This is a genomic window from Sinorhizobium sp., assembly GCF_059070375.1.
Genome location: NZ_JCACWC010000003.1, coordinates 263,380 through 285,856, shown reverse-complemented (window position 1 = coordinate 285,856; position 22,477 = coordinate 263,380). Strand labels below are relative to the sequence as shown.

Annotated in this window: 22 protein-coding genes and 1 other RNA gene; 6 read left to right on the top strand and 17 right to left on the bottom strand. The window is 64.0% G+C overall.

The window, feature by feature from the left end; genetic code table 11:
• Positions 1–44: 44 nt before the first annotated feature.
• From rpsO to rimP, 8 genes are all read right to left on the bottom strand, one after another.
• Entirely contained in the window at positions 45–314 is a 270-nt protein-coding gene (gene rpsO / locus AC5J09_RS13365) for a 30S ribosomal protein S15 (RefSeq protein ID WP_003534369.1), read from the bottom strand.
• A 237-nt stretch (positions 315–551) separates the two neighbouring features.
• Positions 552–2,270: a sensor histidine kinase gene (locus tag AC5J09_RS13360; protein WP_494297794.1), complete on the bottom strand. Its 1,719-nt coding sequence runs from the start codon at positions 2,268–2,270 to the stop codon at positions 552–554.
• A 193-nt stretch (positions 2,271–2,463) separates the two neighbouring features.
• Positions 2,464–3,399, bottom strand: a complete 936-nt coding sequence (gene truB, locus AC5J09_RS13355; protein WP_100669859.1) for a tRNA pseudouridine(55) synthase TruB — start codon at positions 3,397–3,399, stop codon at positions 2,464–2,466.
• Between the two features lie 12 nt (positions 3,400–3,411).
• Positions 3,412–3,819: a 30S ribosome-binding factor RbfA gene (rbfA, locus tag AC5J09_RS13350; RefSeq protein ID WP_100670045.1), complete on the bottom strand. Its 408-nt coding sequence runs from the start codon at positions 3,817–3,819 to the stop codon at positions 3,412–3,414.
• 158 nt (positions 3,820–3,977) lie between these two features.
• Positions 3,978–6,647: a translation initiation factor IF-2 gene (infB, locus tag AC5J09_RS13345; RefSeq protein ID WP_100669860.1), complete on the bottom strand. Its 2,670-nt coding sequence runs from the start codon at positions 6,645–6,647 to the stop codon at positions 3,978–3,980.
• A gap of 105 nt (positions 6,648–6,752) precedes the next feature.
• Entirely contained in the window at positions 6,753–7,445 is a 693-nt protein-coding gene (locus tag AC5J09_RS13340; RefSeq protein ID WP_003534364.1) for an RNA-binding protein, read from the bottom strand.
• A gap of 5 nt (positions 7,446–7,450) precedes the next feature.
• Entirely contained in the window at positions 7,451–9,079 is a 1,629-nt protein-coding gene (gene nusA / locus AC5J09_RS13335; protein WP_275596976.1) for a transcription termination factor NusA, read from the bottom strand.
• A gap of 45 nt (positions 9,080–9,124) precedes the next feature.
• Positions 9,125–9,742: a ribosome maturation factor RimP gene (gene rimP, locus AC5J09_RS13330; RefSeq protein ID WP_003534362.1), complete on the bottom strand. Its 618-nt coding sequence runs from the start codon at positions 9,740–9,742 to the stop codon at positions 9,125–9,127.
• A 211-nt stretch (positions 9,743–9,953) separates the two neighbouring features.
• On the opposite strand from rimP, the gene AC5J09_RS13325 reads away from it, so the two are divergent.
• Positions 9,954–11,609, top strand: a complete 1,656-nt coding sequence (locus AC5J09_RS13325; RefSeq protein ID WP_018093857.1) for an MFS transporter — start codon at positions 9,954–9,956, stop codon at positions 11,607–11,609.
• A gap of 31 nt (positions 11,610–11,640) precedes the next feature.
• On the opposite strand, the gene AC5J09_RS13320 is transcribed toward AC5J09_RS13325, so the two are convergent.
• The 6 genes from AC5J09_RS13320 to ffs form a co-directional block, all read right to left on the bottom strand.
• Entirely contained in the window at positions 11,641–12,879 is a 1,239-nt protein-coding gene (locus tag AC5J09_RS13320) for a lytic murein transglycosylase (protein WP_494297793.1), read from the bottom strand.
• 37 nt (positions 12,880–12,916) lie between these two features.
• Entirely contained in the window at positions 12,917–13,522 is a 606-nt protein-coding gene (gene recR / locus AC5J09_RS13315; RefSeq protein ID WP_494297792.1) for a recombination mediator RecR, read from the bottom strand.
• A 51-nt stretch (positions 13,523–13,573) separates the two neighbouring features.
• Positions 13,574–14,185: a LysE family translocator gene (locus AC5J09_RS13310; RefSeq protein ID WP_100669865.1), complete on the bottom strand. Its 612-nt coding sequence runs from the start codon at positions 14,183–14,185 to the stop codon at positions 13,574–13,576.
• Positions 14,186–14,261: 76 nt separating this feature from the next.
• The gene (locus AC5J09_RS13305; RefSeq protein WP_003533413.1) at positions 14,262–14,585 is read right to left on the bottom strand and encodes a YbaB/EbfC family nucleoid-associated protein; all 324 of its coding nucleotides are present in this window, start codon (positions 14,583–14,585) and stop codon (positions 14,262–14,264) included.
• A gap of 107 nt (positions 14,586–14,692) precedes the next feature.
• Positions 14,693–16,579, bottom strand: coding sequence for a DNA polymerase III subunit gamma/tau (locus tag AC5J09_RS13300; RefSeq protein ID WP_494297791.1), 1,887 nt, complete (start codon positions 16,577–16,579; stop codon positions 14,693–14,695).
• Between the two features lie 97 nt (positions 16,580–16,676).
• Positions 16,677–16,774: signal recognition particle sRNA small type (gene ffs / locus AC5J09_RS13295), an RNA gene on the bottom strand.
• Between the two features lie 64 nt (positions 16,775–16,838).
• Between ffs and AC5J09_RS13290 the strand changes: the two genes are divergently transcribed.
• From AC5J09_RS13290 to AC5J09_RS13275, 4 genes are all read left to right on the top strand, one after another.
• Positions 16,839–17,285: an HIT domain-containing protein gene (locus AC5J09_RS13290; protein WP_018093852.1), complete on the top strand. Its 447-nt coding sequence runs from the start codon at positions 16,839–16,841 to the stop codon at positions 17,283–17,285.
• A 2-nt stretch (positions 17,286–17,287) separates the two neighbouring features.
• Positions 17,288–18,268, top strand: a complete 981-nt coding sequence (gene nudC, locus AC5J09_RS13285; RefSeq protein WP_494297790.1) for an NAD(+) diphosphatase — start codon at positions 17,288–17,290, stop codon at positions 18,266–18,268.
• A gap of 6 nt (positions 18,269–18,274) precedes the next feature.
• Positions 18,275–18,961 carry a helix-turn-helix transcriptional regulator gene (locus tag AC5J09_RS13280; RefSeq protein ID WP_494297789.1) on the top strand — a complete coding sequence of 229 codons (687 nt, stop codon included), beginning with the start codon at positions 18,275–18,277 and terminating at the stop codon, positions 18,959–18,961.
• Between the two features lie 98 nt (positions 18,962–19,059).
• A complete protein-coding gene (locus AC5J09_RS13275) occupies positions 19,060–19,428 on the top strand; it encodes a VOC family protein (RefSeq protein ID WP_100669868.1) in 369 nt (122 codons plus the stop codon).
• Between the two features lie 131 nt (positions 19,429–19,559).
• On the opposite strand, the gene AC5J09_RS13270 is transcribed toward AC5J09_RS13275, so the two are convergent.
• The 3 genes from AC5J09_RS13270 to AC5J09_RS13260 form a co-directional block, all read right to left on the bottom strand.
• Positions 19,560–19,697: a DUF1127 domain-containing protein gene (locus AC5J09_RS13270; protein ID WP_003533421.1), complete on the bottom strand. Its 138-nt coding sequence runs from the start codon at positions 19,695–19,697 to the stop codon at positions 19,560–19,562.
• Between the two features lie 168 nt (positions 19,698–19,865).
• Positions 19,866–20,720: a prephenate dehydratase gene (locus AC5J09_RS13265; RefSeq protein ID WP_494297788.1), complete on the bottom strand. Its 855-nt coding sequence runs from the start codon at positions 20,718–20,720 to the stop codon at positions 19,866–19,868.
• A gap of 24 nt (positions 20,721–20,744) precedes the next feature.
• A complete protein-coding gene (locus AC5J09_RS13260) occupies positions 20,745–21,497 on the bottom strand; it encodes a 3-deoxy-manno-octulosonate cytidylyltransferase (RefSeq protein ID WP_494297787.1) in 753 nt (250 codons plus the stop codon).
• A 153-nt stretch (positions 21,498–21,650) separates the two neighbouring features.
• On the opposite strand from AC5J09_RS13260, the gene AC5J09_RS13255 reads away from it, so the two are divergent.
• Complete coding sequence (locus tag AC5J09_RS13255) at positions 21,651–22,394, top strand: c-type cytochrome (protein ID WP_275596984.1); 744 nt, start codon at positions 21,651–21,653, stop codon at positions 22,392–22,394.
• The last annotated feature ends 83 nt before the right edge of the window (positions 22,395–22,477 follow it).

Below are 22,477 nucleotides of genomic sequence, written 5' to 3'. Positions count from 1 at the left end.
AAAAAAGCCGGCGGGTTGCCGAGGCAACCCGCCGGACCAGTCGTTTAGCGACGGATGCCCAGGGCACCGATCAGCTTGGTGTAGCGCGCCTCGTCCTTCTTCTTCAGATAGTCGAGGAGCGAGCGCCGGCTGGAAACCAGCGCGAGGAGGCCACGTCGGGAGTGATTGTCCTTCTTGTGGTCCTTGAAGTGTTCGGTCAGGTTGTTGATCCGTTCCGTCAGGATGGCAACCTGAACTTCCGGAGAACCGGTGTCGCCTTCTACGGTTGCGAATTCCTTGATGATCTGAGCTTTGCGCTCTGCAGTAACCGACATCGTTTGATCCTTTCGTTCGAGGATTTGAGGGTCGCCGGCAGCCGGGATGTCGTCCAGCTACGGCCGTTCGCACGAAGAGGCGGCGCCTTTCGCTGGCGTGCCTATAACCGAATCCGTTCCAAAAGGAAAGGGTCATGAAACCGCTGCGCGGCACCGCCTCCCGCGCACCGTCAATTCCGGTTGCGCACCGATGCTCCGGTATCCATTTGTTGTGGTTTGCTCAGGACGATCCGCCCCTCAACCGCCTGGCTCCTGCGAGGAAAGGTCCTCGCCGCGCGGGATGCGTATCCGCCATTCGATGCCATCCGCATGCATCGTCCTTTCGAGCTCCGCACGAAGCGCAAGGCCGAGCATGCGCTCGAGCACGACCGTGCCGAAGCCTCGGCGGGCCTTCTTTCCGGAAGGCGCGACGATATCGGCACCCTTCTCGCGCCAGCGAATGTCGATCGCACCCTCCGCCACCGACCACTCGACCTGGATCATGCCGGTCTGGTTGGCGAGCGCTCCATGCTTTATGGCATTGGTAGCCAGTTCATGCAGCGCCATGCCAAGGGTCTGCGCCATCTGGGCGTCCAGCCGCAGGGCAGGTCCGCTGAGCACGACGCGGTCGGACTCCGCCGGCATGAACGGCTGAAGCTGGTTGCGCACGAGCTCGCGGAAGTCGACTCCGGAGGCGGCGTTGGCCACCATGAGGTCGGTCGAGCGCGCGAGGCCCGCAAGGCGCTTGCGAAACGCCTCGACGAAATCCGACGGCTCCTCGGCCGAATTTGCCGACTGCGCCAGCATCGACTGGATGACGGTGAGCTGGTTCTTCGCGCGATGCGCGACCTCCCGCATCAGCAGGCGAATCTCGCCTTCGGCCTTGGCCCTGGCCGTCGCTGCGCTTGCGAGCGCGGTCGATACCGCCTCGACCTCGGTGATCATGTAGCGGCGCGCTTCGACGGGCTCGCCCGCTCCCAATCGCCGTGCATCCATGGCCAGCAACCGGACGCCCTGTGTGAGCAGCCGCGCGATGGTTAATGAACCGGCGACCGCGATGCTTGCGAAAATGATCCCGCCGAAGGAGAGCCAGAGGAAGGACCATAGCATCGGCTGATCGACGATGGCGCTCGGCGCCCAAGCGACGATTCGCCACCCGGTCACCACCGAAAACTCGGACGCGACGCGATAGTCCACACCCCTCGCGGTGGTATTGCTGACGCCGATGCTGAGCAACGGCAATTCGTCGAGAAAGAACGGGTCGCCGGATTTCACCGACGAGTCCGAGGAGACGATCACCTTGCCTTTTCCGTCGACGAGCGCGGCATTCCACCCGGGCGAAAGCGTGTCGCGGTTGACGGCTTTCGTCATGCGCTGGGCATCCTGCCTAAGGCCCAGCAGATACTTCTTTCCGTCGGGCGTCGTGACCGGCAGATACACGGTGAAGACCCAGCCCTCTCCGATTTCGGCCGGGAAAGCCCCTGAAACCAGCGGTGCGGTACTCTGCAGGGCGAGATCGACCTCCGGATCCTTCGCCTGCCCGAGCGGCGTCCCGAAGGGAACGCGGGTGCTCAGGAGAAGATCATGGTCGGCGTCGACGATGATCAGGTGGGAATCGGTGTTGGCCAATGCGACCGATGCACGGTCGTATAAGCCTCGCATGTCGGCGAGGTCCACGGCGCCGGATTTCGCCAGCACCCGGAGCGTCGTCAGCATGCCGTCGACCTCGCGTTCGACGATGCGCGTGACCGAGCCGGTGGAAGCGCGCAGCAGAGACGTGACTTCCTCCCTCTGCGCGTCGAGATTGCGCTGCAGGATCACGAAGGAAAAGATGAAAGGCGGTATGATGGCGATCAGCAGCAGCGAGATCAGGTAGAAGCTGAAGGGCCTGCGAAGATAATCGCGGACGAAGCCGGCGGCGGCCTGCAGGCTGCCGGATGAAGCATCTTCCCGGCTCTTCTCTGACGCTTCCACCATATGTACGCCTCTTGCCGATTCCCTGCCGCATTACCGGAGCGGGTGCCGTGTGCTTCCGGGCCGCCCGTCCATGATTCGAGCGCGGCCGGCAGGCCCACAATGACAATATGGGCTTCGGCGCACAACGAGTATACGCCGCGCGTGCCGCGCCGCTCGACTTTAAACGCGCAAGATCGATTTTCGACCAGCAGAATTATTGGGAAGCGAAAACGCGCTTCGGCCGGAACTCGCCCTCGGCGATCTCACCGATCGCCACGAGCTTGCCCTGAACGGTGGCATAGGCCTCGGGCGCGGGCAGCGGTGCGTCACGCCCGCGCAGGATGATCGGATTGCCCATTTTGAGCCGGTGCGCCTGGTCGTCGCTGACCGCGATATGCGGCAGGTCTGACAGGGCCTCCCCCGTGTCGATCAGATAGGCGTCGAGCGCGGCGAGACGCTCCGCCTCGTCCTCGATCTTTTCCAGTGCCACGAGGTCGGCGAGCGGCACCATGTCCTCCTCGCCGAAAGGAGCGACGAAGGTGCGGCGCAGCGACGCGATATGACCGAAGCAGCCGAGATCGCGGCCCATGTCTCGGGCAAGCGAACGGACATAGGTGCCCTTACCGCATTCGATCTCGAAGTGAGCGAGATTCGGAGCCGAACCGATGAGCGACAGGCGGAAGACCTCCACCTCCCGCGCCGGTATCTCGACGGTTTCGCCGTCGCGGGCGAGATCATAGGCGCGCTCGCCGCCGATCTTAATCGCGGAGAACTGCGGCGGCACCTGCGCGATTACGCCGGTATATTTCGGCAGCAGGGCGCGGATCGCCTCTTCCTCCGGACGCGCGGCGGAAGAGCGGACGGCTTCGCCTTCGAGATCGTCGGTGGAGCGCTCCTCGCCCCAGGCCACCGTGAATTCGTAGATCTTGCGGCCGTCCATGACGTAGGGAACGGTTTTCGTCGCGTCGCCGAGCGCGATCGGCAGCATGCCGGAGGCGAGCGGATCGAGCGTGCCGGCATGGCCCGCCTTCTGCGCCTTGAACAGCCACTTGATCTTGGATACGGCCTCGGTCGAACCGAAATCGAGGGGTTTGTCGAGGATCAGCCATCCCGAAATCGGGCGGCCCTTTGGTTTGCGGGGTCTGGACATCGGTTCTGTCGCTTACTCTTCGTCGTCGGCGTCGCGATCGAGGTCGCGACTGACCTCCGGCGAGCGCAGCAGCGAGTCGATCTTCTGATAGTTGTCGAAGCTGGTATCGTCCCGGAACCGGACGTCCGGCATGTATTTCATCTGCCGCAATTGCGGGCCGAGCCGCCCGCGAATGAATTTCGCATGCCTGTTCAGCGCTTCGATAACCGCCGCGTGATCGGCGACCCCGAGTGGGGTCACATAGGCCGTGGCGATCTTCAGATCGGGCGACATGCGCACCTCGGAAATGGAAATCACCGTGTTTTCGATCAGCGGATCGAGTACTTCACCGCGTTGCAGCACCTGCGTGATCGCTGCGCGCACCTGTTCGCCGACGCGCAGCATGCGCTGGGACGGAGCGGAGGATGTGGATTTGGCCATCGTTTCACCCTGGACCGCGCCGATCGGGCGTATCAAACCCTCATCGAAACGCGATCGGTTCCAACATGCGAGAGGCGGGCGGAGTCGCGCGCTTCTCACTCAAAAAAAAGCGAGCGCCGGAGCCGATCCGGCGCTCGCCAATACCCTGCCGGATCGGATCAGAGCGTCCGCGTGACATGTTCGACGCGGAAGCACTCGATCGTGTCGCCGGCACGGATGTCCTCGTAGTTCTCGAAGGCCATACCGCATTCCTGGCCGGACTGAACTTCGGAGACTTCGTCCTTGAAGCGCTTGAGCGTCTTGAGCTTGCCTTCGTGGATGACGACGTTGTCGCGTACCAGACGGACGCCGACGCCACGTTCGACCTTGCCCTCGGTGACGCGGCAACCCGCGACCTTGCCGACCTTGGTGATGTTGAACACCTCCAGGATTTCGGCATTGCCGAGGAAGGTCTCGCGCCGCTCCGGCGACAAGAGACCGGACATCGCCGCCTTCACGTCATCCACCAGGTCGTAGATGATGTTGTAGTAGCGGATCTCGATGCCGGCACGCTCGGACGCATCCCGCGCCTGCTTGTTGGCACGGACGTTGAAGCCGATGATGGCTGCGTTCGAAGCTTCCGCAAGCGAGACGTCCGACTCGGTGATGCCGCCGGCACCCGAGTGAACGATGCGGGCGCGCACTTCGTCGGTGCCCAGCTTGTCCAGAGCGCCGGAGATCGCTTCGATCGAGCCCTGCACGTCGCCCTTGATGACCAGCGGGAACTCCTTGACGCCGGAGGTCTGGAGCTGGGTCATCATCTGCTCGAGCGAACCGCGCGAACCGGACTGGCGGGCAACCGCCTTCTCGCGGGCGAGCCGCTGGCGATATTCCGAAATCTCGCGCGCCCGGCTCTCGCTCTCGACGACGGCGAAGCGATCGCCCGCCGCCGGCGTTCCGGAGAGGCCGAGAACCTCGACCGGCGTCGACGGCCCGGCGGCCTTCACATGTTCACCCTTGTCGTTGACGAGTGCGCGCACACGGCCCCACTGATCGCCCGCGACGATAATCTGGCCCGGAGTGAGCGTACCCTTCTGTACGAGGACGGTCGCAACCGCACCGCGGCCGCGGTCGAGCTCGGCTTCCACCACCGTGCCTTCGGCCGTCCGGTTCGGATTGGCCTTGAGGTCGAGGATTTCGGACTGCAGCAGGATCGCCTCGAGAAGCTTGTCGAGGTTGGTCTGGTTCTTGGCCGAAACCTCGACGTCGAGAACCTCACCGCCCATGGATTCGACGAAGACTTCGTGCTGAAGCAGCTCGGTGCGGACCTTCTGCGGATTCGCGGACGGCTTGTCGATCTTGTTGATCGCCACGATGATCGGAACGCCGGCCGCCTTGGCATGGTTGATCGACTCGATCGTCTGCGGCATCACGCTGTCGTCGGCCGCGACGACGAGGACGGCGATGTCCGTCGCCTGGGCGCCGCGGGCGCGCATGGCCGTGAAGGCCGCGTGGCCGGGCGTGTCGATGAAGGTGATCTTCTGGCCGTTCTGCTCGACCTGGTAGGCACCGATGTGCTGCGTGATGCCGCCTGCCTCGCCGGCAACCACGTTGGCGTGGCGGATGGCGTCGAGCAGCGACGTCTTGCCGTGGTCGACGTGACCCATGATCGTCACGATCGGCGGCCGCGACTGCATGTCGTCGTCCACGTCGGAGATGTTGAAGATGCCTTCCTCGACGTCCGATTCGGAAACGCGCTTGACCGTGTGGCCGAATTCGCCGGCGATGAGCTCCGCGAGATCGGCGTCGATCAGGTCGCCGGGCTTCATCATCTGGCCTTCCTTCATCAGGAACTTGATGACGTCGACCGCACGCTCGGACATGCGCTGCGACAATTCCTGAATCGTGATGGTTTCCGGCAGGACGACTTCGCGGGAGATCTTCTCGCGCGTTTCCTGCATCTGGCTGCGCTTGAACTTCTCCTGGCGGCGGCGCATCGCCGAAAGCGAACGGCCGCGCTGGCTGCCATCCTCGTCCACGGCAGCCGTCGTAAGCGTCAGCTTGCCCTGGCGGCGGCCCTCGTCACCCTTTGCACGGGGAGCGGGCTTGGCCGGCTCCGGACGCACGACCTTGCCGCGGGGAGCACCGGCGCCGCTGCGGCGGCGTTCGTCTTCCTCGCTCTCGGTCCCGCGGCGGCCGCGAAGTGCTGCACCGTCCGGCCCCGCCGGCGTTGCAGCCGGAGCCGGGCGTCCCGGCTGCGGGCGCGTCTCGACACGGCGTTCGCCGACGGCGGGACTTGCAGCCTCGACCTTCTCCTCGATCTTTTCAGCCTCTACCGGCGGGCGTGCAGCCTCTTCGGCGGCACGGCGCGCAGCCTCTTCCTTCTCGCGGGCGAGGCGCTCTTCCTCCTCGCGCTGGCGGCGCACTTCGTCCTCGGCGCGACGCTTGGCTTCCTCGGCGTCGCGAATCTGGGCTTCCGCCAGGGCGCGGCGGCGGGCTTCCATCTCACCGGCAGAGAGGTCGTTCAGGACGACACCGCCGCGAGGGCGGTTCTGTTCCTGGCGCGGCTGGTGCGGCTGCGGCTGAGGAGCCGGACGACCCGAGGGCTGCGGCGGCATCGGACGCTGCTCAGCCGGGCGGGCGGCAGGCGTGGCGGCAACCGGCGTGATCGGGCGCTCGTCCTTGTGCTTCAGCGGACCGCGCGTTCTCTTGGTCTCGACCACGACCGCCTTGGTGCGACCGCGACCCATATCCTGACGCACCGTGCCCTGCGTCACCCCGGAGGGCTTCAGGGTCAGCGTCTTCTTGCCCGCTACGCTGAGTGTCTTGTCGTCTTTGTTGTCCGTCATTCCGTTCCGTTCCTAGCGATCAGGGCCGGATACGAAACCCCTGACCCTGTCTTCCAAATTGTCTCAAACAATGCTCGCTATGCCGGTCTCTGCCGGTGACGCGCTTCATTGCTGTGGCTTGCCAGCGCCGCCTTCGGCCCGGACCGGGACGGATCCTCGGTACTTTTCGAGCATGATTGCGCGCTTCACTACACCTTCACCTGCCTGCCCTGCAAGCGCTGCGGCATGGATAAAGGCATTACTTCCCAAAAGTCCCTCCATTTCCGCCCCCGTGAAGGGGCGGAAAGCGGGTATTTCCGTTTCGTCCTCGCTGACGAAGCTCATCGCCTTGCGGGCCTGATCGATCTTGCGGACGCCATCCGCGGCCGCATCGATCGCATGAAAGACGGCCAGCGCGGCAAGGCCGCGCACCGCCTGCTCCGTCTTCGTCGCGCCGGAGATGAACTGGCCCGCCTTGCGCGCCATGTTCATCATGCCCGCGAGCTGCTCGGCGAGAAGTCTCTCGACCTCGTCCGCGAGCCCGGCATTCGCCTTCACTTCGGCGCGAAGAGCGCGGGCGAAGAGCTTCTTCGCCACCGCTTTTTCTACGAGCTGCCGCTCGGACTTGACCCAACATCCGCGCCCCGGGAGCTGCCGCTTCAGATCCGCAACGACGACGCCGTCGGGGCCGGCGACAAAGCGGATCAACTCTTCAGGAGAGCCGCTCTCACGCGTGACGATACAGGTCCGGTTGTTGCCGTTCCGGTCCTTCGGACCCTTGTCCGCAGGCAGGCTGTCGGCATCGATCTCGACGATCATCGCGATCAGGCGTCCTGATCCGCGCCTTCGGCGACCTCGATCGTCTCATCCTGCTCCTGCTCCTCCTCCTGCTGCTTGACCAGATCCTCTTCGGTGATCCAGCCGGCGGCCAGGCGAGCCTGCACGATCATCGTTTCGGCCTCTTCCCGGGTGACTTCGAACTTCGAGAAGATGCCCTCGAAGCGCTTGGTCTCGCCATCCTTGCGCTCGGTCCAGCCGACGAGGTCGTCGGCGGCGCAGCCGGCAAAGTCCTCGATCGTCTTGATGCCTTCCTCGCCGAGAGCGACCAGCATCTGGCTGGTGAGGCCATCGATCGTCCGCAGCTCGTCGGAAACGCCGAGCTCCTTGCGTTTGGCATCCATTTCCGCCTCGATCTTTTCGAGATATTCGCGGGCGCGGGTCTGGAGCTCGTTTGCCGTATCCTCGTCGAAGCCCTCGATGGAGGAGATTTCGTCGAGCTCGACATAGGCGAGCTCTTCGACCTGGGCGAAGCCCTCGGAGGCGAGCACCTGACCGACCATCTCGTCGACGTCCAGCGCATCCATGAAGAGCTGCGTGCGCTCGTTGAATTCCTTCTGGCGACGTTCGCTTTCCTCCTGCTCGGTGAGGATATCGATGTCCCAGCCGGTCAGCTGCGAGGCAAGGCGCACGTTCTGGCCGCGGCGGCCGATCGCGAGCGAAAGCTGCTCGTCCGGAACCACGACCTCGATGCGTTCCGCGTCCTCGTCGAGAACCACCTTGGCAACTTCCGCCGGCTGCAGCGCATTGACGATGAAAGAAGCCGGATCCGGCGACCAGGGAATGATATCAATCTTCTCGCCCTGAAGCTCGCCGACCACGGCCTGCACGCGCGAGCCGCGCATACCGACGCAGGCGCCGACCGGATCGATCGACGAATCGTTGGAGACGACGGCGATCTTGGCGCGCGAGCCCGGGTCGCGGGCAACCGACTTGATGTGGATGATACCGTCATAGATTTCCGGCACCTCCATGGTGAAGAGCTTCACCATGAACTGCGGATGCGTGCGCGACAGGAAGATCTGCGGTCCGCGCTGCTCGCGGCGGACGTCGTAGACGAAGGCGCGGACGCGGTCGCCATAGCGCATGTTCTCACGCGGGATCATCTCGTCGCGGCGGATGATGCCCTCGCCACGGCCGAGATCGACGATGACGTTGCCGTATTCGACGCGCTTGACGGTGCCGTTGACGATCTCGCCGACACGATCCTTGAACTCCTCGTACTGACGATCGCGCTCGGCTTCGCGCACCTTCTGCACGATCACCTGCTTGGCGGACTGGGCGGCGATGCGGCCGAAATCCATGGGCGGCAGCGGATCGGCGATGAAATCGCCGAGCTTTGCATCGGGATTGCGGTCGCGGGCGAGCTCGATCGGGATCTGGGTCGAATAGTCCTCGGCCTTCTCGACCACTTCCAGGAGACGCTGGAGACGGATTTCACCGGTCTTCGGATTGATGTCGGCGCGGATGTTCGATTCCGAACCGTAGCGCGAACGAGCCGCCTTCTGGATCGCGTCCGCCATCGCGGCCAGAACGATCTCACGGTCGATGACCTTTTCGCGTGCCACAGCATCTGCGATCTGCAGAAGTTCGAGCCGGTTAGCACTGACTGCCATGTCTTGTCTCCGTCTGTTGCAGGCGCATCGAAAGCGCACCCAGCCTTATTCGTTGTCTGTGTCTTCGTCTTCGAAGTTTTCGTTGGCGGCGCGCGCGGCCTTGGCTTTCTTGTCGGCCGTTAGCGCGTCGCGGATGAGCTCGTCCGTCAGGATCAGTCGCGCCTCCGAAAGCGCCGTGAACGGGATCGCGACTGCCGCCTCTTCACCATAGGCGGGCTGGTCGCGCTCGAGCCGGAAGCCATCCTCGTCCACCGAAACGATCTTGCCGCGAAAGCGCTTGCGCCCGTCGACCATGACCGACGTCTCGCACTTCACCAGATGGCCCTGCCAGCGGATGAAGTCGGACCTGCGCACCATGGGGCGATCGATCCCCGGGGACGACACTTCGAGATGATACGCCTTGTCGATCGGATCTTCCACATCGAGAACCGGCGAGATCGCTTTGGAGACCTCCTCGCAATCCTCGACCGTCATGGTGCCGTCGTTGCGTTCGGTCATGACCTGCAGCGTCAGGCCGTTCTGACCGGACATACGCACGCGCACCAGGCGGAAACCCATATCCACGAGCACCGGCTCGATGATGTCGGCAACACGCCGGTCGAGGCCGGTTTCGGTAATCAGCCGGGGTTCATTCGTATTTTCAGCCGTTGTCGTATCGGACAAACGATCCTCTCCTCGTCGGACCGGCTAATAAAAAAGAGCGGGTCCTCACGGCCCCACTCTTCATCTAACCGATCAAGAATTTGAGGCTCATATACGCTTCATTGCCGTAAATTGCAAGGGTCGCGCAGGCGCCGGGTCGGACCTTTCAGCCCGAACGCAAGTTTCAGCGTCTGGCGCATCGCGTTCCGAGGTTTATAACGAAGCAATCCACATGACGAGCAACCGAAAGAGATCAGAGGTGACGAACCGCATATCGCCGTTGGCGCCCTTCAGGCACGACATCTTCCGCACCATCTGGATCGCGAGCCTTGCCTCCAATTTCGGCGGGCTGATCCAGGCCGTGGGTGCGGCCTGGCTCATGACGTCCATTTCGCAATCGGTGAACATGGTGGCGCTGGTGCAGGCCTCGACCTCGCTGCCGATCATGCTCTTCTCGCTGGTTTCCGGCGCACTTGCCGACAATTTCGACCGGCGGCGGATCATGCTCGTCGCGCAGAGCTTCATGCTCGCCGTCTCGGCGCTGCTCACCGTCTGCGCCTATTACGGTATCGTTACGCCGTGGCTACTGCTCATATTCACCTTTCTTCTCGGCTGCGGCACCGCTCTCAACAACCCGTCCTGGCAAGCCTCGGTCGGCGACATGGTTCCGCGCGACGACCTGCCGGCTGCAGTCGCGCTGAACAGCATGGGATTCAATCTTACCCGCAGCGTCGGTCCGGCGATCGGCGGCGCCATCGTGGCGGCCGCGGGTGCGGCGGCTGCCTTTGCCGCCAACACGCTCAGCTATTTCGCGATTCTCTTCGCGCTCGCTCGGTGGAAACCGGTCGCTCCCGAAAACCGGCTGCCGCGCGAGACGCTCGGGCGCGCGGTTTCTGCGGGGCTGCGCTACGTGGCGATGTCGCCGAATATCGGTAAAGTGCTCGTGCGCGGCTTCGCCTTCGGCCTTTCGGCGAGCGCCATACTTGCACTGCTGCCGCTGGTGGCACGCGACCTCGTCGGCGGCGGCCCCCTCACCTACGGCGTCATGCTCGGCGCCTTCGGCGTCGGCGCGATCGGCGGCGCGCTCCTGAGTGCAAGACTGAGGGAATTCCTCACCAGCGAGGCGATCGTGCGCTATGCCTTCGCCGGCTTCGCCTTCAGCGCCCTGGTCACGGCCATCAGCTCGCAGGCCTGGCTGACCTGCCTCGTGCTCGCCGTTTCCGGTGCCTGCTGGGTGCTGGCGCTGTCGCTCTTCAACACGACGGTGCAGCTCTCCACGCCGCGCTGGGTCGTCGGCCGGGCGCTTTCGCTCTACCAGACCATGACCTTCGGCGGGATTGCCGGCGGCAGCTGGCTCTGGGGCGTCACTGCCGAACAATACGGCGCGGCCAACGCACTCATCGGCTCCTGTCTGCTGATGCTCGCGGGGGCGGCAATCGGACTGCGCTTCGCCCTGCCGGAGTTCAAGTCGCTCAATCTCGACCCGCTCAACCGCTTCAACGAGCCGCTGCTCGAGCTCGACCTGAAGCCGCGCAGCGGCCCCATCGTCGTCATGATCGACTACGAAATCGCCGATGAGGACATCCCCGAGTTCCTGAAAACGATGGCGGAGCGGAGGCGCATCCGCATCCGCGACGGAGCCGGCCACTGGGCGCTGATGCGCGACCTCGAAAACCCGACCACCTGGACCGAGACCTACCACGTGCCGACCTGGGTCGAATATGTCCGCCACAATCAGCGGCGCACCCAGGCCGACGCCGCCGTCGGCGACAAGCTGACCGCGTTCCATCGCGGCCCGAACCCGCCGCGTGTCCATCGCATGATCGAGCGCCAGACGATCGTTCCCGATCACTACGAGCGCTACAAGCGATCCGTCGAGATGCATTGAGGAGGGCGGAGCCGCCCATCCGCCACGTCACTCACCGAAGCTTTGCTTTCAGCGAAACATCGGGAAAGCATGTCGGCTCGAGGCCGCTCTTCGCCTGCCAGTCGCCGAGCGAGCGGCGCGTCTTGTAGCCCGGCAGCCCGTCGGCCTTGCCGACGTCGTAGCCTTTCGCGACCAGCGCCTTCTGCATTGCGAGCACATCGGATCGCAACATGCCGCCGACATCGCCCCATCTGCCGCGGAAGGCACCGCCGCCGGAAGCGATGCGATCGGCCAGATTGCCGATATACAGCGCGTAGAGATCGGAATTATTGTATTCCTTGATCACGTAGAAATTCGGCGTGACGATGAATTGCGGTCCATGGGTCCCCGCCGGCACGAGCATCATGCCTGCCGCGGCACGCTCTGCCGCCGGGAAGGCCTTTCCCGAAATGCGGCCGATCCCCATGCCGGCCCATTCGGCGATCGGGCGGGCAAGGTCAGGGCCTTCCTGGGCGCAGGAGACGCCCGAGGGGATCGCGACCTCGAAACCCCAGTCGCGCCCGCTCTGCCAACCCTTCTGCGCCAGATAATTGGCAATCGAAGCGAGGCTGTCCGGCACGGAATTCCAGATGTCGCGGCGTCCGTCCCCGTCGAAATCGACGGCGTATTTCAGAAAGCTCGAAGGCAGGAACTGCGGCTGGCCCATGGCACCTGCCCAGGAACCGCGCATCTGCGCCTCCTTGACGTCACCGCTTTCGAGAATATGCAGCGCCGCGATCAGTTCGCGCCGGAAAAGCTCGGGCCGGGTCGACATGAAAGCCTTGGTCGCCAGCACATCCATGATCGGATGCGGGATCTTCGCCCGGCCGAAGCCGGATTCCTTGCCCCATATGGCAAGGACGATCGGACCGGGAACACCATAGGTCCTCTCGATCCGCTTCAAGGTCGAGGCGTGGGCGGAGGCGAGGCTGCGGCCCGTCGCAGCAAGACCCTGCAGGCGCTTTTCCGAAAAATAGGATCCGGGAGAGGAAAATTCGGCCTGGCTCTGCTTGCGCTGCTTCGGTTTCGGAAAGCCGGGCGGCGCGAGGTCGGGCAGGTCCCAGTCGAGCCGGACGTCCTCGAAGGCTGCTTCGAAGGCCGCATTCGATACGCCGGCCTTCTGCGCCTCCGGCCAGAGATCGTTTCGAAGCCACTGCCGGAACTGCGCTTCGACGTCGGCCTTGGAAGCGGCGAAGGAGAAGGTAGCGAAAGACAGGCAGGCCAGGAGCAGAATGGAAAGGAATCTCAGCATTTCTTTTCCTTGAAACTGAAGCTGCGGAGGCGAATGCTCAAATCACCGTTCTCGCCCGGAGCGCGGCGGCCAGCGTTCCCTCGTCGAGATAGTCGAGCTCGCCGCCGACGGGCACGCCGTGGGCGAGGCGCGTGATCCTCACCTGCATGCCCTCGAGTCGATCGGTGATGTAATGCGCCGTCGTCTGGCCCTCGACGGTCGCGTTGACGGCGATGATCAGCTCGCGCACGTCGCCCTTGGCGACGCGGTCGATGAGGCCCCTGATGTTCAGATCCTCCGGCCCGATGCCGTCGAGCGGCGACAGCGTGCCGCCGAGCACGTGATAGGCGGCGTTCATGGCGCCGGCGCGCTCCAGCGCCCAAAGATCGGCGACGTCTTCGACCACGATGATCACCGCCTGGTCGCGCTGTTCGTCGGTGCAGACGGTGCAGGGGTCGATAGTGTCGACATTGCCGCAGCAGGAGCAGATCTTGACCTTGCGATGGGCCTCGCCCATGGCCTCGGCAAGGGGGCCGAGCAACTGTTCCTTCTTCTTGACGAGATGCAGCGCCGCGCGGCGGGCGGAACGAGGCCCGAGGCCCGGGACCTTCGCCAGGAGCTGGATCAGCTTTTCGATTTCGGGGCCGGTGACTCGCTTTGCCATGCCCGGCTTTTAGACCAACCGTCTATCGCCGCCAATCGGAATCGTAGCGCTTCAGCGCGTGGCGATGGCCACCGCCGCGCCGGCCATCGTGCCTGCGCTGGCACGGTTCACGATCCTTACCGCCCGGCGGCTCTTGAGGAACTGCCGCGCCTTTGCGGCCATAAGCACCCAGGTGACATCGATCGCGACGAGGACTACGAACATGGTCGCGACCAGTTCGGCCCAGCCCAAGAGGGTGACGGAGCCGAGATCGATGATCGAGGGCAGCAGCGCCACATAGAACATCATGATCTTGGGATTGCCGAGCGTGATCGTCAGCCCGGCGAAGAACATCTTCGATGCCGAACGCGCCTCCGGCAGGCTTTCGCCGGGCGTTTGCGGCTCGGCCGACCACATCTTCCAGGCGAGGAAGAGGAGATAGGCGACGCCCGCCCATTTGATCGCGACGAACATCCAATGGAACGTCTCGGCGATCGCCGCGAGACCGGCAACCGCAAAGGAGAGCCAGATCGCCTCACCGATCCACATGGCCGCGAGGAACGGCAAGACGTCGCGGGCGCCCTTGGACAGCACCCGGGCGACGAGCGCGGCAATGCTCGGCCCCGGCGACCCGGCGGCAATCAGCAGCGCCCCGGCAAAGACGAGCAGCGTTGCGACGGTCATGTCACTCCCTCCCCCGGAAAACGGTCCGCAAGATAGCACGCATCTCGGCTGGCGCCAGCCTCTGCGGGGCCGAGGATCAGAACGGCAGCTTCATGCCCGGGGGGATCGGCAGACCGGCGGTCAGTTCGCGGGTTTTTTCCGCCTGCACCGCCTCGGCTTTGTCCTTGGCATCCTTATGGGCCGCGACGATCAGATCTTCGAGGATCTCGACATCGTCTTCCTTGAAGAGCGAGGGATCGACCTTAAGGCTTTTCATGTGGCCCTTGCCGTCGAGACGGACGGTGACGAGCCCGCCGCCGGAGGTGCCGTCGATTTCGAGCGCGGCGATCTCCGCCTGCATCTTCTCCATCTTGGCCTGCATTTCCTTGACCTTGCCCATCATGCCCATGATGTCGCGCATCGTCGTCTCCTGTTCTCTGGTATTCTTTGGCCCTACGCACTTCCGGACGAAAACCGTTACACGCTTTTCCTGGAAATACTCTGAAGCGCCGCGCCTGTGCGACGCGGCTACTCGATGTCGTCGCCCGGGACGATGTCGCCGTCCTCGGATTCGGCCGCGGCCGGAGCGAGGCTCTCGACCTCCTCTACCGCCGCGCGGATGCGCACGTCGGTGATCCTGGCGCCTGGAAAGCGCGCAAGAATGGCAGCGACGTCCGGGTCCTGGCGCGCATCGTTGACGCGCTGCTCCTGCGCGCGCTGCTCGGCCTCGACCAGCGTCGGTTCGCCCTGCTCCCGGCTGTAGCTCACGACCCAATGGATACCCGTCCATTCCTTGAGCTTGACTGCGAGTTCGTTCAGCAGCGTCTTCGGTGCGTCGTCGGGCAGATTGACGTCGAGCCGGCCGGGTTCGATATGCACGAGCCTCAGGAAACCGCGCACCATCGTCTTCAGCTTGATGTCGCGGTTCTTGGCGCAGAGATCGGCGATGTCGCCGATGGAACTGACAGCAACCTTCGGTTCGGGTTTAGGAGCGGCGCTCGCCACCGTGCGCTCTTCGATGCGGCCGATACCGATCGGCTGGGGCCCGGAGCTCGGCACGGAGCTCGGCACGGCGCGCAGCATGGTCGCGCCATTGCCGCTTGGACGCGAAACGGCCGTCTCCACGGCGCGGGCCTCGACCGGGGTGCCTGCAGGCGCCTGCGCACCGCCGCCACCGCCGCCGTTCGGGGCCGGGCGTCCGCCGCCTTCGCCACCCGGAAGATCGAGAAGCCGCCGCGCGGCCTCTTCGGGCGAAGGCAGATGGGCGGCATGGGCGAGCCTGATCAGCACCATCTCGGCAGCACCTGCGGGGCGCGCCGAGCTCTCCGCCTCGGGAATGCCCTTGAGCAGCATCTGCCAGACGCGCGACAGCGTCGTCACGGCAACGCTGCCGGCGAATTCGGCCCCGCGCGTGCGCTCGATCTCGCTCAGCGACTGGTCGTTGACCGCGTCGGGCACATATTTCAGCCTTGTCACGAGGTGGGTGAAGTCGGCAAGGTCGGTGAGGACCACGGTCGGATTGGCGCCGGCTTCGTATTGCGCCGTGAACTCGCCAAGCGCAGCGGCGACATCGCCCTTGATGACATGCTCGAACAGATCGACGATCCGCGCCCGGTCGGCAAGGCCGAGCATCGAACGCACGGTTTCGATCTCGACCGAACCGCCGCCATGGGCGATCGCCTGATCGAGCAGCGACAGGCCGTCGCGCGCCGAGCCTTCCGCTGCCCGCGCCACCATCGCCAGCGCCTCCGGATCGAAGGGCACTCCCTCCTTGCCGAGAATGGTGGAGAAAAGGCCGACCAGATCGGAAGCGCTGATGCGCCGGAGATCGAAGCGCTGGCAGCGCGACAAGACGGTAATCGGAACCTTGCGGATTTCGGTCGTCGCGAAAATGAACTTCACATGCTCCGGCGGCTCCTCGAGCGTCTTCAGCAAGCCATTGAAGGCCTGCGTCGAGAGCATGTGCACTTCGTCGATGATATAGACCTTGTAGCGCGCGGAGACCGGCCGATAGCGTACCTGCTCGATGATCTCACGTATGTCGTCGATCCCGGTATGCGAGGCGGCGTCCATCTCGATCACGTCGACATGGCGGCCGTCCATGATCGCCTGGCAATGTTCGCCGGGGACGCGAAGGTCGATGGTGGGCTTGTCGATCTCGGCGGTCTTGTAGTTCAGCGCCCGTGCCAGGATACGCGCCGTCGTCGTCTTGCCGACGCCGCGAACACCGGTCAGCATATAGGCCTGGGCGATGCGGCCGGTTTCGAAGGCGTTGGTGAGCGTGCGCACCATCGGCTCCTGGCCGACCATCAGGTCGGAGAAGTCCTTGGGGCGGTATTTGCGCGCCAGAACACGGTAGGCGGCCGGTTTCTCGACGGGTAAAATCGGGGATGAAGTGGGCGCTTCGTCGCTCATCGACCCTGCCGCTGTTCGAACTCTTGTCCCGACAGGGACAAAGAAAGTGGTGCCCCGACAGGGACGAAGAAGGTGGTGTCCCGACAGGACGGAGAAGGTGGGAGGCTGGCACGATGACCCGTGCCTGGGCTCGTTAGGGCTGCTTCCTTCCGGACCTGACCCGGTTGGCGAGTGGCTCGTCCACCACCAACCTCCCGGCTTTCATATCGGCAATATCCGCAGCAAATGCAAGCCAAGCCTTTAAAAAACTGGTATCGATATGCAAAACAAAGCGAATCCGTTTGATGCCGAGGAGAGTTTCTTGACGACCTTCACGCTTGACGAGCGACTTGAGCGCGACGGCATACCGATCGGCACGCTCGGGCTGTGCCAGATGCGGCTGATGAACGATCGGCGCTGGCCCTGGCTGATCCTCGTACCCCAGCGCGCCGACATAACGGAGGTCTTCGAACTGACGCCGCTCGACCAGGCGATGCTCACCTTCGAGACCAATATGGTAGCGGCAGGCCTGAAGAAGGCGACCGGCGCCGAAAAGATCAATATCGGCGCGCTCGGCAACATCGTCCGGCAGCTTCACGTGCATATCATCGCCCGTCGTGAAGGCGATCCGAACTGGCCGGGCCCGGTCTGGGGCTTCGGCAAGGCCGAACCGTGGCCGGAGGAGGAGCACAGGGCATTCGCAGCACGCATCATGGAAAATCTCTGAGCATGACGAAAACGATCTTCGATCTTCACAGCCCGCACCCCGAGCCGAGCACGCTCGTCGCCTTCGCGGAGAACCACCTGGACCGCCGGTCCGAGCATCGCCCCGACGACTGCATCGAGGCGGCGCTCAAGCATCCCGGCGCGCATTTCCTGGCTTTTTCCGGGGCGAAGCTGATCGTCAAGCACGACGAGAAGGTCATCGATCCGCTTTTCGCACCCTATGAACTGGCGGGGCTCGAGCCGACCATGGACGATGCGGTCCTGCTCGGCTTTCTGCCGAACGGCGAGCCGCGTCTTGCCGTGCCTTCGGGGCTGACGGAGGAGACGGTGCCGGAGCCCTTCAAGATCGCCGATGCCCGCATGCTCTATCGCCAGCAGATGCTGCCGGAAAACCTGCTGGGGCAGTTTGCGCAGGCGTCGAGCCTGATCGTCTGGAACGCCGGCAACCGGTTCTGCGGCCGCTGCGGCGGCCCGATGGACGGTGCGGCCGGCGGCTATAGGCGCATCTGCACGGCCTGCGGGCACATGGTCTTCCCGCGTACCGATCCGGTCGTTATCATGCTGACGATCAATGTCGAGCGCGATCAATGCCTGCTCGGCCGCAGCCCGCATTTTACGCCGGGCATGTATTCCTGCCTCGCCGGTTTCGTCGAGCCGGGCGAGACGATCGAAAACGCGGTGCGCCGGGAAACGCTCGAGGAGTCCGGCATCCGGATCGGCCGCGTGCGCTATCATGCGTCGCAGCCCTGGCCGCTCCCCCATTCGCTGATGATCGGCTGCTATGCGGAAGCGAAGTCGACCGCCATCAAGCGCGACGAACAGGAACTGGAAGACGTCCGCTGGTTCACGCGGGCGGAAACCGAGGCGATGCTGGAGCGCGCCACGGGCGTCGCCGACACCGGAGACGAGCACATTCCGCCGCCGAAGGGCGCCATTGCGCACCAGCTCATGCGCGACTGGCTGGCCTGGCCCGAGCGCAGCTGAGGTGCCATGTCCCGATCGGAACGCCTGCTCGAACTCATGCAGGTGCTGAGGCGTTATCGCCAGCCGGTCAGCGGCCGGCGGCTCGCCGAGGAGACCGGCGTCAGTCTCAGAACCCTCTACCGGGACATAGCCAGCCTGCAGGCGCGGGGCGCGCATATAGAAGGCGAGCCCGGCGTCGGCTACGTGCTCAGGCCCGGCTTCATGCTTCCCCCCATGATGCTTTCCGAGGAGGAGATCGAGGCGCTGGTGCTAGGGTCTCGCTGGGTCGCCAAACGCGGCGACCCAAGGCTCGCGACCGCAGCCGCCGATGCGCTGGCAAAGATCGGCTCGGTGCTTCCGGCGGACCTGAAAGAGAAACTCGAGCATTCGACCCTTCTGGTGGGCCCGCGAAAGCCGGGTGCCGAAACGATCGACCTTAGCCTCTTGCGCAAAGCGATCCGCAGCGAACACAAGGTCGAACTGCACTATCTCGACAATGACGGCCGCGACAGCCGCCGGACGGTCTGGCCCTTCGCGCTTGGTTTCTTCGAAGAGGTCCGGGTGCTCGCGGCGTGGTGCGAGCTGAGGCAGGATTTCCGCCATTTCCGGACGGACCGGATTGCAGAAGCGGCGATGCTCGACAATCGCTATCCGCGCCGCCGCCAAGCCCTGCTCAAGGACTGGCGCGCCGTGAACGGCATCGATCCCGCCTGAATCCGATGCGCGGATGTTTCTTTGCCGCCTCGCAGACTGCTGACAAAAACTGGCAGCATGCCGGGCTAGACTTCAGGTCTCGAAACAAGGAGACCATCATGGCAACACCCAATCTCATCGTCCTCTATGTCATGGACCCACCGGCCAGCGTCGAATTCTACAGGAAGCTTCTGGCCAAAGAGCCGACCGCCACCTTTCCGACCTTCTCGTCCTTCGAGGTGCAGGACGGTTTCGTTCTCGGCTTGTGGGCAAGGGAGAAAGTGCAGCCTCAGCCTATCGGTGACGGCGCCCGAGCCGAAGTCGCCTTCATGGTAAAAGGGGAAGAGGCTGTGCGTGCGCGTTACGAGGAATGGCGCGCAATGGGCCTGCCGATCGCCCAGGAACTGACACGGATGGATTTCGGACCGACTTTCGTCGCACTCGATCCGGACGGGCATCGCCTGCGTGTTTGCCTTTACGACGAATAGCCATGCCGCGTGAGAAACGTTGAACGCCCGTAAGCAACCGTGTGTATAAAACGCTCACACCCCGCACGGAGGCGGGGTGTGGAAGACTTCGGATGTCGCGCGGTCAAATGCGGCGCGGGGTCATCCCGGTATTAACGGCCGTAAACGGCAGCCTGAATCTGGGAACGGGAAATACCGATATCGCTCAGGGCGTGATCGTCGAGGGCGTTCAGCTCGCGGACCGCACGGCGCATCTTTACGTATTCCGTAATCTTCTGACGGATTTTCATCTTTTTAGCTCCTTCTTTGTACGAGAGCTAAATAGGCATTTGCCTAAGATTTAAGTAGTTCCACGATTGCAAATTAGGCATGCACTGGACGCGTGGCCGGTTAACGAGTTTTGCCATTTTCTCGTGCCGTCCGGGGTGAAGCGGGTCGGCCGAAGCCGCACCGCATGGTCAGAGCATGCCGCGCATCGGATGCGCCGGATAGGTGCCGAGGATGCGCACATTTTCCGAGAAGAAGCGCAACTCGTCCATCGCATGGCGCACGCCTGTATCGTCGGGATGCCCCTCGATGTCCGCATAGAACTGGGTCGCCACGAACTTGCCGCCGAGCTGATAGCTCTCGAGCTTGGTCATGTTGATACCGTTCGTCGCGAAACCGCCCATCGCCTTGTAGAGCGCCGCCGGGATATTGCGCACGTTGAAGACGAAGGTCGTGATGATCAGTTCGTCCTTCGAGGTGCGGTCAACCCTGCTCTCCTCTCTGGACAGCACGACGAAGCGCGTGACGTTGCTGTCGGTGTCCTCGACGTTCTCGGCGATGATGTCGAGGCCGTAGAGGTCGGCGGCAAGGCGCGGAGCAAGCGCCGCCATCGAGCGGTCGCCCACTTCCTTGACGAGCTTGGCGGCGCCGGCCGTATCGCCCGCGACCACCGGCTTCCACCCATTGGCACGCACGATCTTGCGACACTGGCCGAGCGCGTGGATATGGCTGTGCACGGTGCGGATTTCCTCGCGCCCGACGCCGGGCAGCACCATCAGCTGGAAGCGAATCGGCATGAAATATTCGCCGACGATATGCAGGCGCGATTCCGGCAGGAGGTGATGGATGTCGGCGACGCGTCCGGCAATCGTGTTTTCGATCGGGATCATGGCGAGATCGGCCTCGCCGTTTTCCACCGCGAGGAAGGCATCCTCGAAGGTCTGGCACGGCAGCGGCTCCATCGACGGGAACATGTCGCGGCAGGCCATGTCGGAATTGGCGCCGTAGTCGCCCTGGAATGAAATCCGGTTGGTCTTGGCGGTCACTTTGGTCCCCTTGATGTCGGAGTGTCAGACGCGGGCGGAAAGGATGCGGCGGGCCTTGTCGAGATCGGCCGGCGTGTCGACCCCGAGCGGCACGGAATCCACGATCTCGACATCGATGCGCATGCCCGCTTCGAGTGCCCGCAACTGCTCGAGCGATTCGCGTTTCTCGAGCGTCGACGGCTTCAGCGAAACGAAGCTTTCCAGCGCCTTGCGACGATAGGCGTAAAGCCCGATGTGGTGATAGAGGGGGCCTTCGCCGTAGGGTGCGGTGGCGCGGGTGAAATAGAGCGCGCGAAAGCGGCTTTCGGAAAGCGGCGAACCGACGACCTTGACGACGTTGGGATTGGTCTTTTCGTGTTCGTCGGTGATCGCCACGGTCAGCGTGGCGATGTCGGTCGAGGCATTTTCCAGCGGCTTCAGCGCCGCACGAATAGGACCCGGCTCGATCGTCGGAAGATCGCCCTGAACGTTGATGACGATTTCCGCTTCGCCATGCGGATCGGCTTTCAGGAGCGCCTCGTGGATCCGGTCGGAGCCCGACTGGTGATCGACGCGCGTCATGATCGCTTCGAAGCCGGCGCCGGTCACGGCCGCGAAGACATCGGGATGATCGACTGCCACCACGATCCGCCCGACCTCGGCCTCCGCCGCCCGCCTTGCCACCTGCACGATCATCGGCAGGCCGCAAATGTCGGCAAGCGGCTTGCCGGGAAGGCGCGTCGACGCCATGCGCGCGGGAATGAGTACGAGGGTTTTGCCCGATTTTTCACGATTCATCGTTCGGCCTTCGAAAACCCGGAGAAAGTGTCAAAACGTCTCACTCCGGGGTTGATAATCTCTGTTGCAACGCAGAGCCAAAAGACATAGGTTCCGCGCGATTTCAAGATGGGCCGGTTTTTTGTTTGCCGGTGGCTAAGGGAGCGTTTGCAGATGAATCCATATGTGAACATGGGTGTGGGTGCCTTGTTGGGTACGGTCTTCGTTCTGATGTCCGTATCCATTGCGTCGGAAGGCATTTTCCATTCCGAAGCTCCCGAGAAGGAAGGTTTCGCCATCGTCGCCGAGGAAACGGCAGGCGAAGCGGGGGCTGCCGGCGGCGAGGAAGCGAAGTCCGAACCGATCGGGCCGCTGCTCGCCAGCGCCGATGCCTCCGCCGGCGAGGCCGTGTTCAAGAAATGCGCAAGCTGTCACACCATCGAGAAGGGCGGACCGAACAAGGTCGGCCCGAACCTCTGGGGCGTCGTCAACCGCCCGATCGCCTCGCATGAGGGCTTCAGCTATTCCGCGGGCATGCAGACCTTTTCCGAAGGCGGCAAAGTCGTGTGGGACTACGATCATCTGAGCTACTTCCTCGAAGCGCCGAAGAAGCACGTGCCGGGCACGGCCATGGGCTTTGCCGGCCTCAAGAAGACCGACGAGCGCGCCAACCTCATCGCCTGGCTGCGTGAGCAGGCCGACAGCCCGGCCCCGCTGCCGGACGCCGGCGCGGCAGGCTCCACCGAGGCGGCACCCGCTGCAGGTCAGGAGGCTCCCGCCGCTGCTGAAGCTCCGGCTCCTGCCGAGGGCGGTGCGGCTCCCGCAGCCACTGAAGCCAGCCCGGCCCCTGCTCCTGCCGAAGGCGGAGCAGCTCCGGCAGGTCAGACCGGCGCTCCGGCGCCGGCTCCGGCAAACTGACTGCGGTCAGCACACGGCCAGTCTTTCTGAAAAACCCGGTCGGTCGATCGGGTTTTTTCACATCCCGCAGATGTGATGAGCCT

What these genes read in the sequence shown, in the direction of transcription:
- rbfA (WP_100670045.1), bottom strand. Translation starts at nt 3,819, where the DNA reads ATGGCCAAATCCACATCCTCCGCTCCGTCCCAGCGCATGCTGCGCGTC.
- AC5J09_RS13305 (WP_003533413.1), bottom strand. Translation starts at nt 14,585, where the DNA reads ATGCGCGACATCATGGGCATGATGGGCAAGGTCAAGGAAATGCAGGCC.
- infB (WP_100669860.1), bottom strand. Translation starts at nt 6,647, where the DNA reads ATGACGGACAACAAAGACGACAAGACACTCAGCGTAGCGGGCAAGAAG.
- AC5J09_RS13270 (WP_003533421.1), bottom strand. Translation starts at nt 19,697, where the DNA reads ATGAAAATCCGTCAGAAGATTACGGAATACGTAAAGATGCGCCGTGCG.
- rpsO (WP_003534369.1), bottom strand. Translation starts at nt 314, where the DNA reads ATGTCGGTTACTGCAGAGCGCAAAGCTCAGATCATCAAGGAATTCGCA.
- AC5J09_RS13310 (WP_100669865.1), bottom strand. Translation starts at nt 14,185, where the DNA reads ATGACCGTCGCAACGCTGCTCGTCTTTGCCGGGGCGCTGCTGATTGCC.
- AC5J09_RS13280 (WP_494297789.1), top strand. Translation starts at nt 18,275, where the DNA reads ATGTCCCGATCGGAACGCCTGCTCGAACTCATGCAGGTGCTGAGGCGT.
- AC5J09_RS13325 (WP_018093857.1), top strand. Translation starts at nt 9,954, where the DNA reads ATGACGAGCAACCGAAAGAGATCAGAGGTGACGAACCGCATATCGCCG.
- AC5J09_RS13340 (WP_003534364.1), bottom strand. Translation starts at nt 7,445, where the DNA reads ATGATCGTCGAGATCGATGCCGACAGCCTGCCTGCGGACAAGGGTCCG.
- AC5J09_RS13290 (WP_018093852.1), top strand. Translation starts at nt 16,839, where the DNA reads ATGCAAAACAAAGCGAATCCGTTTGATGCCGAGGAGAGTTTCTTGACG.
- AC5J09_RS13255 (WP_275596984.1), top strand. Translation starts at nt 21,651, where the DNA reads ATGAATCCATATGTGAACATGGGTGTGGGTGCCTTGTTGGGTACGGTC.
- nudC (WP_494297790.1), top strand. Translation starts at nt 17,288, where the DNA reads ATGACGAAAACGATCTTCGATCTTCACAGCCCGCACCCCGAGCCGAGC.
- AC5J09_RS13260 (WP_494297787.1), bottom strand. Translation starts at nt 21,497, where the DNA reads ATGAATCGTGAAAAATCGGGCAAAACCCTCGTACTCATTCCCGCGCGC.
- AC5J09_RS13320 (WP_494297793.1), bottom strand. Translation starts at nt 12,879, where the DNA reads ATGCTGAGATTCCTTTCCATTCTGCTCCTGGCCTGCCTGTCTTTCGCT.
- AC5J09_RS13360 (WP_494297794.1), bottom strand. Translation starts at nt 2,270, where the DNA reads ATGGTGGAAGCGTCAGAGAAGAGCCGGGAAGATGCTTCATCCGGCAGC.
- truB (WP_100669859.1), bottom strand. Translation starts at nt 3,399, where the DNA reads ATGTCCAGACCCCGCAAACCAAAGGGCCGCCCGATTTCGGGATGGCTG.
- nusA (WP_275596976.1), bottom strand. Translation starts at nt 9,079, where the DNA reads ATGGCAGTCAGTGCTAACCGGCTCGAACTTCTGCAGATCGCAGATGCT.
- AC5J09_RS13300 (WP_494297791.1), bottom strand. Translation starts at nt 16,579, where the DNA reads ATGAGCGACGAAGCGCCCACTTCATCCCCGATTTTACCCGTCGAGAAA.
- recR (WP_494297792.1), bottom strand. Translation starts at nt 13,522, where the DNA reads ATGGCAAAGCGAGTCACCGGCCCCGAAATCGAAAAGCTGATCCAGCTC.
- AC5J09_RS13275 (WP_100669868.1), top strand. Translation starts at nt 19,060, where the DNA reads ATGGCAACACCCAATCTCATCGTCCTCTATGTCATGGACCCACCGGCC.